The 13814-nt window shown below is 39.3% G+C and carries 10 protein-coding genes; 4 read left to right on the top strand and 6 right to left on the bottom strand.

Annotation, left to right across the window (positions count from 1 at the left end; genetic code table 11):
* Positions 1-67 precede the first annotated feature (67 nt).
* The gene (locus C9J48_RS00135; RefSeq protein ID WP_006231737.1) at positions 68-1507 is read right to left on the bottom strand and encodes a glyceraldehyde-3-phosphate dehydrogenase; all 1440 of its coding nucleotides are present in this window, start codon (positions 1505-1507) and stop codon (positions 68-70) included.
* A gap of 316 nt (positions 1508-1823) precedes the next feature.
* On the opposite strand from C9J48_RS00135, the gene C9J48_RS00130 reads away from it, so the two are divergent.
* Both C9J48_RS00130 and C9J48_RS00125 read left to right on the top strand, forming a co-directional pair.
* The gene (locus C9J48_RS00130) at positions 1824-2897 is read left to right on the top strand and encodes a sulfurtransferase (protein ID WP_006231738.1); all 1074 of its coding nucleotides are present in this window, start codon (positions 1824-1826) and stop codon (positions 2895-2897) included.
* A 53-nt stretch (positions 2898-2950) separates the two neighbouring features.
* Positions 2951-4828 carry a response regulator gene (locus tag C9J48_RS00125; protein WP_006231739.1) on the top strand — a complete coding sequence of 626 codons (1878 nt, stop codon included), beginning with the start codon at positions 2951-2953 and terminating at the stop codon, positions 4826-4828.
* A gap of 47 nt (positions 4829-4875) precedes the next feature.
* On the opposite strand, the gene C9J48_RS00120 is transcribed toward C9J48_RS00125, so the two are convergent.
* The 4 genes from C9J48_RS00120 to C9J48_RS00105 all read right to left on the bottom strand — a co-directional run bounded on the left by C9J48_RS00120 (position 4876) and on the right by C9J48_RS00105 (position 9800).
* The gene (locus tag C9J48_RS00120) at positions 4876-6003 is read right to left on the bottom strand and encodes an anhydro-N-acetylmuramic acid kinase (protein WP_006231740.1); all 1128 of its coding nucleotides are present in this window, start codon (positions 6001-6003) and stop codon (positions 4876-4878) included.
* Between the two features lie 250 nt (positions 6004-6253).
* Positions 6254-8119, bottom strand: coding sequence for a maltodextrin glucosidase (gene malZ / locus C9J48_RS00115; protein WP_006231741.1), 1866 nt, complete (start codon positions 8117-8119; stop codon positions 6254-6256).
* 175 nt (positions 8120-8294) lie between these two features.
* Positions 8295-8738, bottom strand: coding sequence for a DUF4174 domain-containing protein (locus tag C9J48_RS00110; protein WP_006231742.1), 444 nt, complete (start codon positions 8736-8738; stop codon positions 8295-8297).
* Between the two features lie 150 nt (positions 8739-8888).
* Positions 8889-9800 carry a LysR family transcriptional regulator gene (locus C9J48_RS00105; RefSeq protein WP_006231743.1) on the bottom strand — a complete coding sequence of 304 codons (912 nt, stop codon included), beginning with the start codon at positions 9798-9800 and terminating at the stop codon, positions 8889-8891.
* 227 nt (positions 9801-10027) lie between these two features.
* On the opposite strand from C9J48_RS00105, the gene C9J48_RS00100 reads away from it, so the two are divergent.
* Together C9J48_RS00100 and tdh are read left to right on the top strand one after the other, a co-directional pair.
* Positions 10028-11239: a glycine C-acetyltransferase gene (locus C9J48_RS00100; RefSeq protein ID WP_006231744.1), complete on the top strand. Its 1212-nt coding sequence runs from the start codon at positions 10028-10030 to the stop codon at positions 11237-11239.
* A 186-nt stretch (positions 11240-11425) separates the two neighbouring features.
* Positions 11426-12457 carry an L-threonine 3-dehydrogenase gene (gene tdh / locus C9J48_RS00095; RefSeq protein ID WP_006231745.1) on the top strand — a complete coding sequence of 344 codons (1032 nt, stop codon included), beginning with the start codon at positions 11426-11428 and terminating at the stop codon, positions 12455-12457.
* 43 nt (positions 12458-12500) lie between these two features.
* Here tdh and C9J48_RS00090 read toward each other — a convergent pair whose 3' ends face one another.
* Positions 12501-13655: a glycosyltransferase gene (locus C9J48_RS00090; protein WP_006231746.1), complete on the bottom strand. Its 1155-nt coding sequence runs from the start codon at positions 13653-13655 to the stop codon at positions 12501-12503.
* Positions 13656-13814 lie beyond the last annotated feature (159 nt).

Genomic DNA, 13814 nt, shown 5'->3' with positions numbered 1-13814 from the left:
CCTATAATAATTAAAGGCGGCATAAAAATCACATGGTTTGTTATTTAGCTTCCTTATTACAAGGCGCTTATTTTAATGCTGGATACGTTTTGTATTTAACGCCCATCATTTGTTCCATGCAGTGTACAACCTGACAGCTGTAACCGAATTCATTGTCATACCAGATGTATAATACACAACGGTTATCTTGTGCAATTGTTGCAACACCATCAACCACACCTGCATGTCGTGAACCCACGATGTCACTTGATACAACCTCGGTCGAATTAGTGAAATCAATCTGGCCAGAAAGTGGAGAAACTAATGCCATTTCTTGTAGATAAGCATTCAAATCTTCAGCGGTGGCATTAGACTTTAGATTCAAGTTAGCAACAGCCATCGAAACATTTGGCGTTGGTACTCGAATAGAGTTACCGGATAATTTACCAGCTAATTCTGGTAATGCTTTTGCTACTGCTTTAGCTGCTCCCGTTGACGTTAGTACCATGTTTAATGATGCTGAACGACCACGACGATCACCTGAATGGAAGTTATCAATCAGGTTTTGATCATTGGTGAATGAGTGAACGGTTTCAATGTGACCCGATATAACACCGTATTTATCATTTACGGCTTTAAGCACAGGTGTAATCGCATTTGTTGTACAGCTTGCGGCTGAAATGATTGTGTCGCTATCTTGTATTACTGATTCGTTAACACCAAAGACGACATTTTTGATATCACCTTTACCAGGGGCGGTTAGCAATACTTTTTCAGCGCCTTGGCAACCAAGATGCTGACTTAAACCTTCGCTATCTCGCCAAATACCAGTGTTATCAACGATTAGCGCATTGTTAATGCCGTAATCGTTATAATCAATATCTTCAGGTTTATTGGCATAGATTACTTGAATGTAATTGCCGTTAGCGATAATGGCTTTGCGACTGTCATCAACAGTAATGCTGCCATTAAAAGGGCCATGTACTGAATCGCGGCGTAATAAGCTTGCGCGTTTTTCAAGATCACCTTCTTTTCCGCCACGTACAACAATTGCACGTAAACGTAATGGGTAACCTTGACCGCTTTTTTCAATTAATAAGCGAGCAAGTAAACGACCGATACGACCAAAACCATATAAAACGACATCGCGCGGTACAACTGATTCTGAGCTGTTTAATGAATCAACTAAAGCCGTTTGCAAATAATCATTTAAACCTTGTTCATCTTCTTGGTTTTTCCAATAAGAATGAGCAAGTTGACCTACATCTATACGGCAAGGCGAGAGTTCTAGCTCAGCAAGTTGCTTGATTAAAGGAAGTGTTTGAGCTGGGGATAGCTCATCACCTGTATAACGACGTGCCACACGGTGAGCTTTGATAATGTCGATGGTTGATGCATTAACCAACTGGCGACCAAACAAAATGACTTCAACGCCTTTCTGTCGGTATAACTGGCCAAGAAGTGGTGAGATGGATTCTGCATTCGTCTGGCTTGTTTGCCAGTCTAGAAGGTATTTTTCCGGACTCATCTTTACTAGGAACCTTTCACGTTAGGGAATAAAAACAGGCTTAAAGACCTGAAGGTTTTTATTGTTTTTATGTGACAGGATTGTAATGGATGTTGCGTTTTTGTCCTAGTAAAATTAAGGCTTCTAAACTGTGATCTGGGTTGTGTTTAAAGGGTGGAACTCTACCTGTATACAGTGTTGTTATCTTGTTTTTGGCCGGAAAGTAGCAGGCTTAATTTTTGATGGAATGTAAGCAATATGTTTCGTTACTAATTTTTCGCTTGTTTTATATAGCCCCAGCTAGTGTTTTATTTTACATGTTAAAAAGCATTGCAAAATGCACTTAATTGCTGATTTTTCGGCTCGAAATGAGGTTGTGAGCGACTTATCAACTGGATACAACTTGAATAATTTTGGTAAGAAAATTGCTTCTGTTATAGGCATGTCACACGTTGATGGGCTTAGAGTAACTGGCTTCAGCCATCTTGCGTATTGTTGTTGGCTGGGGATCATAATGAAAAGAATGAAGTCTATACCTCGTTTTTTATGGTTAATTCTTTTAGGGTTTGGTGTATTTATTCACTCTTCAGGGGTTAATATCTCAAGTGCTACTGCTTCTAAGTATGCGGTGGATAGTGCATGGCTGAATAAGAATTTAAACAGTGATGAAGTCGTTATCTATGATACTCGCGATCAGAGTGCATATGAGAATGGGCATATACCGGGTGCGATAAGTTTCCCGACAGAGATGTCATATAAAACCGAAAAGAATTCTTTCTATGTTAAAGGGAAGAATGAAATAGCACCATTGTTGCGTGAAAAAGGTATTGATAAAAGTAAGCTCATAGTACTTTACGATAGTGGCGATGTTAAGCATGCAGCACGAATATTTTGGGTGCTAGAGCTCTATGGCATTAGTGATGTTGTGATCTTAGAAGAGGGCTATACATATTGGGATACACAAGGATACCCTAGTAACCAACAGGTAGTTATTCCACAAAAAACGAGTTACATTCCATCGTTAAACGCTGACGTATATGCCAATACGACGTTAGCAAAAGTTGCAACATTCAGCCCTGATTATCAACTCTATGATTCACGTACACAAGAAGAGTATATTGGTGAAAAATCGAAGACAGAAAAATATGGTCATATCCCGACGGCAAAAAATCTTTTAATCTCTTCTTTTTTTTTAAAAAATGAAAAAGGTGACAGTGTATTAAAAAGCCAAGAGGAAATGGATCTTATTTTTTCTTCATTAGATAAAACAAAAAAAAGCGTTACATATTGTAATAAAGGTTTAGCGTCAACATTATCATATTATCTTATGAAGCGTTCTGGTTTTGATGTGGCGCATTACGATGGCTCGTGGTTGGACTGGTCTGCGAATGAATTACCTGTAGAAAAATAATGTTTATATTAAATAATGCATATTGGGGTATGACGAAGAGGGTTAGACCAATCATGGAATTGGAAAAGTTTACTAACAGTGTTATTTTCAAAAAAATCGCCGTAATTATGGGCGTCGTAATGTTGATGTCATTTATGGCAACGCTGTATATTACTTATACCTCGAATACTCAGCGAATATCAAAAGATATACAAGCTGTGATGAACTCATCAAGTCAACTTATTATCGATGCGACGATTTTTGATAATACAGAAAAAAGTATCGAGTTAAACCGTCTGTTTAGTAATTACAATGAAATAGGTTCTGTTGCTATATATGATCTAGATGGTAATTTGGTGCATTCTTACGCCAATAATAGTATGTCTGATATAACTGATTATCATCTTGATTATCAAGAAGGCATATCAATTTACAAAGGGAATTATAAACTAAGCTATTCGTTAGATTTTAATAATTTACCCATACTTAAGTATGTTGTTTTTTACTTCTCATCTGATGTTATACAAGCGATACTCACCCAGTTGGTACTTTTTATTTTTCCATTTGTAGTGCTATTAGCATATACATTATATTACATGTATCGAGAGGTAACGCGGCCATTAAACCATTTAATTGGCGAGTTACCAAAAGTGGGTACTGGTCAGGTTTCGATTAACCCTGTTAAACAATCAGAAGGGGAGGTTACTGTATTGGCAAAAGAAATTGACCATGCAGATAAATGTATTCATTTACATGGCCTAAAAATGGAAGCCCTCAATAAGAAACTTGAAGCTCGTACATTAGCATTGAATAAAGCGCTTACCATAAAAGGGGATTTTATGGCTAACATGAGCCATGAAATACGCACACCTATGAATGGGGTTTTGGGTTTTATCCAGTGTTTAGAGTCTCAACCGCTAGGTGAAGAAGCAAAACGCCAAGTTGGTTATATTAAAGAATCTGCACAATCCTTATTAAGCATAATCAATGAGATTTTGGATTATTCAAAGCTTGAAAGCGGTAATGTGACGTTGAACTATACTCCCATAGCAATAACAGAGTTAATAAAGTTTAGCTTGATGTCCATAATATATGAGGCTGAGAGGAAAAGTATTGTCCTTGAAAATAATATTGATCAGAAGTTAGCTTCTTATTATCTTGGTGATGAATGTCGTATTAAGCAAATATTGACTAACTTGCTGGGTAATTCCGTTAAATTTACAGAGCATGGTAAGGTAACCCTCTCTGTTACGTTAATTAATAAAACAAAAAATGGCACATGTATACGCTTTAAAGTAAAAGACACAGGAATTGGGATTGATTTAGATAAACAAATAATTATTTTTGATTCTTATACCCAAGCTGATGGTTCGATATCGCGTAAATATGGTGGTACGGGTTTAGGGCTATCTATATCGAATAGTCTATGTAAATTAATGGGCTCGAAGCTTGAGGTAAAGAGCCAGCCATCAGTTGAAACTGAGTTTTACTTTGACATTCAGTTGGATGAAGTTGCCGCACCGGTAGTTGAAAAAAAATGCTCTCCAAATTTCAATTTATCAAATTATGCCGACAAGCATATTTTGGTTGCTGAAGACAGTATGGTGAACCAACAATTAGTTAAAGCACTATTGAAAACATTAGGGCTAACCACTATTTCAATGGTAAGTGATGGTATTCAAGCTATCGATTTTATTAAACAACAAAAAGTTGATTTGGTATTAATGGATTGCCAAATGCCTAATATGGGAGGGCTTGAGGCTACCAAAGCAATTAGAGTCCTTAATTTAAGTCATCAACCGAGGATAATTGCTTTAACTGCAAATGTGCTTGATGATGAAAAAACGCGCTGTTTAACCGCGGGGATGAATGATTACATTCCTAAGCCGATAGAAAGGGCTAAGTTATTTTCAAGTTTAAAAAATGCGTTTGAAAATGGGTATAAACAATAAAGAAGCTCAAGTGATTAGTGTATTACTTGAGCTTTTCATTTTGAATATTACGATGCAGGGTAAATTGCTCCTAGGCTTGTTAAGCCAGAAGCACCTGTTACTTCTGGTAAATTCCCCGGCTGATTATGATATGTTCGGTAAGCTAGCCATGCGAAAGCCATGGCTTCCATATTATCGCTATCTACTCCTCGCTCTGTTGTAGTCATTACTTGCCAGTTGGGTAATTGTGCAGCTAAACGCGCCATTAGTAATGGATTATGAGCACCACCGCCACAGACTAACAATTCCTGTTTGGTTGATAATTCAGGCTTTTCATTGTGTTGGTATGTAATAACATCATTTGTAATGGTGACTGCAGTAAATTCAGCTAGGGTTGCTTGTACATCTTCTGCGGGTATCTCTAAACCTGATAATTTTTGTTGTAACCACGGTAAATTAAACAATTCTCGACCTGTACTTTTAGGGGCTGGCTGCTTGAAGTAAGGTTCGTCGAGCAGTCTTTCTAACAGTATTTTGTTTACAGTGCCTGTTTTAGCCCATTTGGCATTAGCATCATATTGACTGCCATTATATTGATGGATCCACGTATCCATTAACATATTACCAGGGCCTGTATCATAGCCCGTAACAGGTTGATTGGGCGTGAGTACTGTGATGTTAGCAATGCCACCAATATTGAGAATCACACGTGTTGTATCAAGAGAACTAAAAAGTTGTTGATGAAAAGCTGGAACGAGTGGTGCACCTTGCCCGCCAAGAGCCATGTCTTTGCGACGAAAATCTGCGATGGTTGTGATGTGTGTTTTAGCTGCAATAATATTGGCATCACCGAGTTGCATGGTGAAAGCATATTGTGTATCTGGAGAGTGAAATACGGTTTGTCCGTGGCTTCCAATAGCAGTAATCGAATCTGCGGGTATACCAGTATTCTCTAATAATGCGAGTACTGCATCAGCGAATAAATGCCCGAGCCGGTGATCGAGCTCTCCAACTGCTTGCAAATTGGTGGATTGACCAAGGCAAATATCAAGCAATGCTTGTTTCAGATCCTCACCCATAGGAAAAGAGTTTTCACCCATCAAGCGGATACTGTTTTCTTCAATTTCAACCAAAACGGTATCAACACCATCCATACTTGTACCAGACATAATGCCGATATAACGCTCAATTGCCATAAGAACCTCTTAATGTGTGCTGAATCAGCGTATGCGCTGCGGCTATGAGTGTGCAGTCCTCATAACCTTGTGATAGTTAGATGGTATTACAGTCACAAGGTAAACGGAAAAAGTAATCGAGGGAATGATTGTTAGCGTAAATTATTGATGCGAATTGCTAGCGCAAAAAAGGGGACAGTTTTCCTTTACCATTACAGTATAGGAAAAGGTTAAGTGGATAGAAAATCACACTTAACCTTTATTTTGTGCTTTATTCGCTGACTGTCAGTAATAGTCCTTCTTTGCTTGCCAATGTTATTGAAACGCTTCCTTCGCTAATATGCCATTCATCATCAGTTAACAGATCGTGTAAAGAACCCGACTCAATACCTAATTGCCAAACAGGTAAATGCAATATTTTAGCTGATTCACTGTTATTAATAAGGCAAAGAACATGCTCTGTTTCTGTCGTTCTAGCAAAGGCAAAATGTTGGTTCTCAGCCAATAACCATTGAACACTGCCTGATTGAAGAGCGGTTGATGATTTTCTGACAGCAATGAGTTGCTGCAAATAACTGAAGGTTTGTGGTTTTTGTTCTTGCTCTGTTCTTTCCCATGGGAAACAACGACGGTTATCTGGATCTTGACCGCCTTGTAATTCAACTTCTGTACCGTAGTAAACACACGGTGTGCCGACATAAGCAAAAAGCACCATTAATGCTAGGTGCATCGTTTCTGTGTTGTTATCAACCATGGTTAAGAAACGCATTGTATCGTGGCTATCTAGCTGGTTAAGCTGAGAGAGCTGATTCAACCACGGTAATTTTGTACGCGCTTCGTCTAGCCATTCTACTAATTCTTCAGCATCGATTTGGCATGCGTGATAGGCGATGTCTTTTTGGGCAAAAAAAGCACGAAGAGGGTGAGCAAAACCGTAATAGTTCATAGCTCCATCTTCTTGATCACCTTGAAGCCAGTTAGACGCTTCAAAAAAATGTTCGCCTAACACGTAGCAATCAGGGTTGACCGACTTGGCAGCATTGCGGAAGGATTTAACAAAATGAGCATTATTGCGTGCGCCTTTGCCTTCACCTAGCATATGGATAACATCAAAACGCCATGCATCTATATTATAAGGCGGTTTTAGCCAGTGTTTGATTACAGCGTCGTCACCCGCATAGATATAATCCTGTACTTCAGGATTAGAAAAATTCAGTTTAGGGAGCGTTGATATACCATTCCAGCCAATGTACTCGTTACTGTTATCGGTAAATTGATAATACTGACGGTAAGTAGAATTAGGGTGATCGTAAGCGCCCACGGTTTGGTCTGCGGTATTACGTTGATACATATCGAACCAAGGGTGATCGACAGAGGTATGGTTATACACGGCATCTAGCATAATCTTCATATTACGTTGATGCAGATCTGCCACCATGTCGGCAAATTGCTCATTCGTACCTAAATGAGGATCGATATTAAGGTAATCTGTTGTATCGTATTTATGATTACTGGGCGCGGTAAATATCGGATTTAAATAGAGTGCGGTTACACCTAATTCTTGTAAGTAATCAATCTTATTGTGAATACCTTGTAAGTCGCCCCCGAAGAATTCGCTTGGTCCACTCGAATCATGGTTTGATGCTGATTCACCCCATGCTTTCGCTATTGTCGGTTTTTCTGTGCCACGTAAATAGTATTCATTAGATTGAACACTGATTGATGGGTTTGCATTTGAAAAACGATCGGGGAAAACTTGATAGAAAACCTGTTCTTTAACCCAAGTAGGTGGTTGATGCTGGTTATTGAATTTGAAGTGCTTTTCTTTACCCGGTACGCGTGGTGAAACGCCACAACCGTGTAGCCACCACTGACGACTGTTTTGCATCACTTTAAAAGTGTAAAAGGTAATGTCTTTATCTGAATTTATCGGTAATTCCCCATGCCAGTATTGTAGGCGTCCTTGGGTTTTACCGCGTTCCATATCAATTAATAGTTCTTCATTATCGGGTTCACATCGAATGAAGATGGCTGATATCAGTGTATCAATGTCACTGACCATCGTTACGTTAAGAGTACTTTCTGTAGGAGTAAGCCAGGCGCTATCCTGTCCATGGTAAAGAAATGGCGTTTTCATTGTAATTATCTCTGCCTGAAACTGAATTGGAAATGTCTGTGCGTGCTTTTGGTATAGTTCCAATCTACCGTTTTTTGATGAGAAAAAAATCCACCTTGGTTAAAAAATGGAAGGAGTAGACGTTAGGCGTAGAAAACACGTGTAACAATTCATTTGGATCAGCGGAATCTGACGATTAGATTTGGCAGCGGCTTGCTTGATGGCGCATCTCTTCTTTTCTTAATGGCATACGATCAACAATTTCTGTGAGTTGTAACCAATTTGTTTTTTTATTCCAACGGTATTTTTCCAAGCCATCTTTACCGACAAGAATGCCAGTATGATGCTCTTTGGGAATGTTATATTTTTCTTGAAGATGGTTAATTTCTTCAGGGCTAAAAAAATCATAAGGTTGGTTAAAACCGTCGTTGGTAATAATCACGGTTTTTATATCTCGTTCTTGTAGTACACACTCATTCATTAGTACTTGTTTCATAAACTCTTGTACGTGTAGATCTTTCTCTGGTGCAAAGTACAAGATGCTTCGATGGTTCCAATGCATAGAATCCACTGGGTAGGCGGCGCAATTATTTATTCCCACAAACAGAACGAGAGGTAACAGAGGTAGGAATAGTTTCATCAGCGTGCACCTAAGTTTTATAACCTAGTACGAACTAGTAACGTAATTAGAGTGTAATTTCCCTTTGATTATAGGTGAAATTGGATAACAAGGGGATTAGCAGCTCCATGTGACTGGAACTGCGGCTGTAACAATTCGTACTAGACAAAATTATGGTGCAAGGTGTTCAGTTACGTAGTTAATGAATGCCCGTAATCTTGCAGGCATGAACTTGGTCTGAGCAAACTGTAAAGCAATATCTCCCTGATAATTTCCTTTCATTGTCCAGTCTTTCAATACCTCTTTCACTGAACCATTCTCTAATGCTTGCTTAATCACAAAATCAGGGAAGATGCCTATACCTAACCCATCGATCACGCCTTTTAAACGCATTTGAGAATGATTAACGGCGTAACGACCTGTCACGCTCACGCTTTGAAATTCGTCATCTTTAATGAAGTCCCAAATGTGATCGGTGGTAGTTTCACCTAGATAAATACAATCATGTTGACGTAAGTCTGAGGGGAGCTGGGGCTCTCCGCGTAGCGCCAAGTATTCAGGACTTGCGCATAATGCTAGGTTCACTTTACCAATTTTCTTATTTACCAAGGCTTCTGATGGATGTTCTGTTAAGCGAAAAACGATATCAATGCCTTCAGATAAAATGTCGATCTCACCGTCTGAGGCTTTAAGTTTTAGTTGAATGTCAGGGTACTGAGTAAGAAAGGGAGTAACTAAAGGCTGCAAGACTATACTTAGGAAGGCTTTTGGCGCAGCAACAGTTAATGTGCCTGATGGGATCGTATGTTCTGAACTTGCAATTTCAACGGCCTGTTTTGCGGCATTCGTCATAACTTTGCATTGTTCATAAATTTTAGTACCAGATTCACTGATCATTAATTTACGTGTTGTACGCTCTAAGAGCTTAACTGAAAGGGCTTTTTCGAGACGAGAAATTTGTTTACTGAGAGCCGATGGTGTAACACCGAGCTTCTTTGCTGCCGCGGTATAACTGCCTTCATCAACAACAATAATAAAGACAGCAAGGTCGGGCATTACGGCGATTAATTTGTTCGTATCCACAGATTTGTGCCTCAGGTTCAACAATCATTTTCCATATAAGGGGATAATAGTTGTAATGCACTTGAATTAGAATGATTAAAGTTAATCGAAGAGTTAATTGCACGATTTTTAGCTAATCATCATTGTGATGAGTGTTAAGTGCCCTTAGCGAGCTTGTAAGGCATTCGTTAAGCAATCTTTCACTGGATAGCCATTTTCCCAAAATCTAATAAAATGTGAGGAACACTATGTCTGCTGCATTCTACGAACAAATTAACCAGCAAATTGAAGATGTTAAAGCTGGTGGCTTGTACAAGTCTGAACGTATTATTACGTCAGCTCAAAAAGCGGCTGTTTCTATTCTTAACAAAGAAGGTGTTGATACAGGCGAAGAAGTGCTGAACTTCTGTGCTAACAACTACCTTGGCTTAGCTAACCACCCAGAATTAATTGAAGCTGCGAAAGCAGGTATGGATGCGCATGGTTTTGGCATGGCATCGGTACGTTTCATTTGTGGTACACAAGATTCTCACAAAGAGCTTGAACAAAAATTATCGACGTTCCTTGGTACTGAAGATACGATTCTTTATACCTCTTGCTTTGATGCGAACGCGGGTTTGTTTGAAACATTACTAGGTCCAGAAGATGCGATCATTTCTGATGCGCTAAACCACGCATCTATCATTGATGGCGTACGTCTATGTAAAGCTAAGCGTTTCCGTTATGCAAATAACAACATGGAAGAGCTTGAGCAGCAATTAATTGCCGCGAAAGAAGCGGGTATTCGTCACACATTAATCGTGACTGATGGTGTGTTCTCTATGGATGGCGTAGTCGCTAACCTTCCAGCTATTTGTGACCTTGCTGATAAGTACGGCGCGCTTGTGATGATTGATGATTCACACGCAGTTGGCTTCATGGGCGATAACGGTCGCGGTACACATGAGCACCACAATGTAATTGATCGTGTTGATATCATCACGGGTACATTGGGTAAAGCAATGGGTGGTGCTTCAGGCGGTTACACTGCTGGTAAGAAAGAAGTGATTGACTGGTTACGTCAACGTTCGCGTCCGTACTTATTTTCTAACTCAGTTGCTCCTGCAATTGTTTCTGCTTCAATCCGTGTTCTTGATTTATTGGCTGAAAGTGGCAATTTACGTACACGTCTATGGGAAAATTCTGCACATTTCCGTACGCGTATGACAGAAGCTGGTTTCACAATGTCTGGTGCTGATCACGCGATCATTCCAATCATGTTAGGTGATGCGAAAGTAGCTGCGGAATTTGCAGAACGCGCACTAGAAAAAGGTATCTACGTTGTAGGTTTCTCTTTCCCTGTTGTACCACAAGGCCAAGCACGTATTCGTACGCAAATGTCTGCGGCACATTCACCTGAGCAACTTGACCGTGCTATCGATGTATTCATCGAAGTTGGTAAAGATATGGGCATTATTTAATAGTCTAATAATGAATAAGCGTCACGAGGTTCTTGAACCTCGTGAACATATTCATTGATAATTCAGATTTCCAAAAACGTACTTCTGGTTAGTTCAGAGGTAACAGTATCCTCGTATAATGCTGAAGTAGGGTATTAAGGCTAAGTGTCTTTCCTTAAACAGCATTCAGATGTAAGCGAATAAAGAATGAAAATTAAAGCGCTGTCAAAACTAAAGCCTGAAGAAGGCATCTGGATGAATGAAGTAGACAAGCCTGAAATGGGCCATAATGATCTACTGATTCGCATTAAGAAAACCGCTATTTGTGGTACAGATGTACATATCTACAACTGGGATGAATGGTCACAAAAGACGATTCCTGTTCCAATGGTTGTTGGTCATGAATATGTTGGTGAAGTTGTTGGTATCGGCCAAGAAGTTCGTGGTTTTGAAATCGGTGACCGTGTATCAGGTGAAGGCCATATTACATGTGGTCATTGCCGTAATTGCCGTGGCGGCCGTACACACCTTTGTCGTAACACGACAGGTGTTGGTGTTAACCGTGATGGCGCATTTGCTGAATTTTTGGTTATTCCTGCATTCAATGCGTTTAAGATCCCTGAAGGTATTTCTGACGATCTAGCATCAATTTTCGACCCGTTTGGCAATGCTGTTCATACTGCATTATCATTCGATCTTGTTGGTGAAGACGTGCTAATTACAGGCGCTGGTCCTATCGGAATCATGGCTGCAGCTGTAGCAAAACACGTTGGTGCACGTCACGTTGTGATTACCGATGTGAACGAATACCGCCTAGATCTTGCTCGTAAAATGGGCGTGACTCGCGCTGTTAACGTAGCAAACGAAAAACTTGAAGATGTAATGTCTGAACTAGGCATGACAGAAGGTTTTGATGTTGGTCTAGAAATGTCTGGCGTACCATCAGCATTCAACGGCATGCTAGCTAACATGAACCACGGCGGTAAAGTGGCGTTGTTGGGTATTCCACCATCAGATATGGCTGTAGATTGGACTCAAGTTATCTTTAAAGGCTTGGTTATAAAAGGTATCTACGGTCGTGAAATGTTTGAAACTTGGTACAAGATGGCAAGCTTGATTCAATCAGGTTTAGATCTAACACCAATTATCACACATCATTATAAAATCGATGACTTCCAAAAAGGCTTTGACATGATGCGTTCAGGCATGTCAGGTAAAGTTATTCTCGATTGGGAATAATCAGCAGCCATACTTAAATGAAAAGCGAGCTTAGTGCTCGCTTTTATTGTTTTACGGTGTGCGTTTCTATCCAATTTGATAGCACCTTTGCCTGTTTTAATGCATCAAAATTTAGTTCTACATTTTTCCGCGCTGCAATTCCCATTTCTTTTCTTCGCTCTATTGGTAATGTTACAAATGTCTTAATCGCATCAGTTAACTCGAGTGCGTTTTTTTGCTCAACCAAATAGCCTGTATCAGGGGCGACAATTTCTTTACAGCCCATAATGTTTGATGTGATAACGGGTATACCAACAGCCATGGCTTCTTTTAAGACGACTGGGCCTGTATCTACACATCCTGAATGTGAAAAACAAAACGGTGCTACCAAGCAATCATAGAAAGGTAAATTCTGTTGGATCCAGTTTGGTTGTTTTGAGCCTAAGAATCGCACATAAGGGGCTAAACCAAGTTGAGCTACTTGTTCCTTTAATGGTTTTAATAACTCACCATTACCAATAATATCTAAAGTAATCGGATAGTGCCCACATAAGGGTTTCAACGCATCAAATAAATATTTAACACCTTTCTGTTCAACTAACCGCCCAATAAAAATGAGCTTGATTGTCTCTTGATCTTGTTTTGTATGGGGCTTAAAGAGTTGGGTTTTGACACCACAGTGAAGTAATTTAATATTGCCGTCAGCGGTCTTGTTAAAATCATTGCGCATGTCATTACAAACAGCGACGACGAAATCGCTGTGTTTAATTTTTAAATCAAGATCAAAAGGGAACTCATAAACATCATGACCATGAGCAACAAAAGAGCATGAAATACCCATCAATTTGGCTGAAGCAATACCGTGAGAGCAGGTATGTTGGGCAAAATGTGCGTGAATGTGCTGAACATTGTGCTTTGCCATTTGTGATGCCATTTTAAAGCTATGCCAAAATAAAGATAATTTAGGCATAGATTGTTGTGAGTAGATAAATTTCAAGCAATCAATGACTCTACGAGTTTTTAATTTTTTTAAAAGATTGAAATTTATAAAATCGCCGATTTTATAAATGGCATAGTTAAAAGCATCATCAGTTTTATTTTTTTCAAATGTCATCACACATACGTCATGCCCACATGCGCTTATTGCATCCACTTCAGTATGAATAAATGTTTCACTCAATACCGGAAAGGTTGGAGTGATAAAAGCTACTTTTTTCATATAGGTCTTCTTTAATTACATTCAGTATAATAACTTGAATGCAATTCTTGTTCCTATGAGTAAACGTGCAAAACGTAAGTGAAATTATTGCATTATGCAAAAATATAAGAAAGATGTACTTCTTTGTGCATGTTTTATTGGGAATTATAACGGCATGAA

Source organism: Photobacterium profundum, from assembly GCF_003026285.1.
In the GTDB taxonomy this organism is placed as follows: domain Bacteria; phylum Pseudomonadota; class Gammaproteobacteria; order Enterobacterales; family Vibrionaceae; genus Photobacterium; species Photobacterium profundum.
The sequence above is the reverse complement of the archived record's forward strand: the minus strand, read 5'-3'. Positions and strand labels throughout refer to the sequence as shown.

Bases quoted from the DNA above. Each gene is read 5' to 3' on its own strand.
- tdh (WP_006231745.1), top strand. From the start codon at position 11,426: ATGAAAATTAAAGCGCTGTCAAAACTAAAGCCTGAAGAAGGCATCTGG.
- C9J48_RS00135 (WP_006231737.1), bottom strand. From the start codon at position 1,507: ATGAGTCCGGAAAAATACCTTCTAGACTGGCAAACAAGCCAGACGAAT.
- C9J48_RS00090 (WP_006231746.1), bottom strand. From the start codon at position 13,655: ATGAAAAAAGTAGCTTTTATCACTCCAACCTTTCCGGTATTGAGTGAA.
- malZ (WP_006231741.1), bottom strand. From the start codon at position 8,119: ATGAAAACGCCATTTCTTTACCATGGACAGGATAGCGCCTGGCTTACT.
- C9J48_RS00110 (WP_006231742.1), bottom strand. From the start codon at position 8,738: ATGAAACTATTCCTACCTCTGTTACCTCTCGTTCTGTTTGTGGGAATA.
- C9J48_RS00125 (WP_006231739.1), top strand. From the start codon at position 2,951: ATGGAATTGGAAAAGTTTACTAACAGTGTTATTTTCAAAAAAATCGCC.
- C9J48_RS00100 (WP_006231744.1), top strand. From the start codon at position 10,028: ATGTCTGCTGCATTCTACGAACAAATTAACCAGCAAATTGAAGATGTT.
- C9J48_RS00130 (WP_006231738.1), top strand. From the start codon at position 1,824: ATGCACTTAATTGCTGATTTTTCGGCTCGAAATGAGGTTGTGAGCGAC.
- C9J48_RS00120 (WP_006231740.1), bottom strand. From the start codon at position 6,003: ATGGCAATTGAGCGTTATATCGGCATTATGTCTGGTACAAGTATGGAT.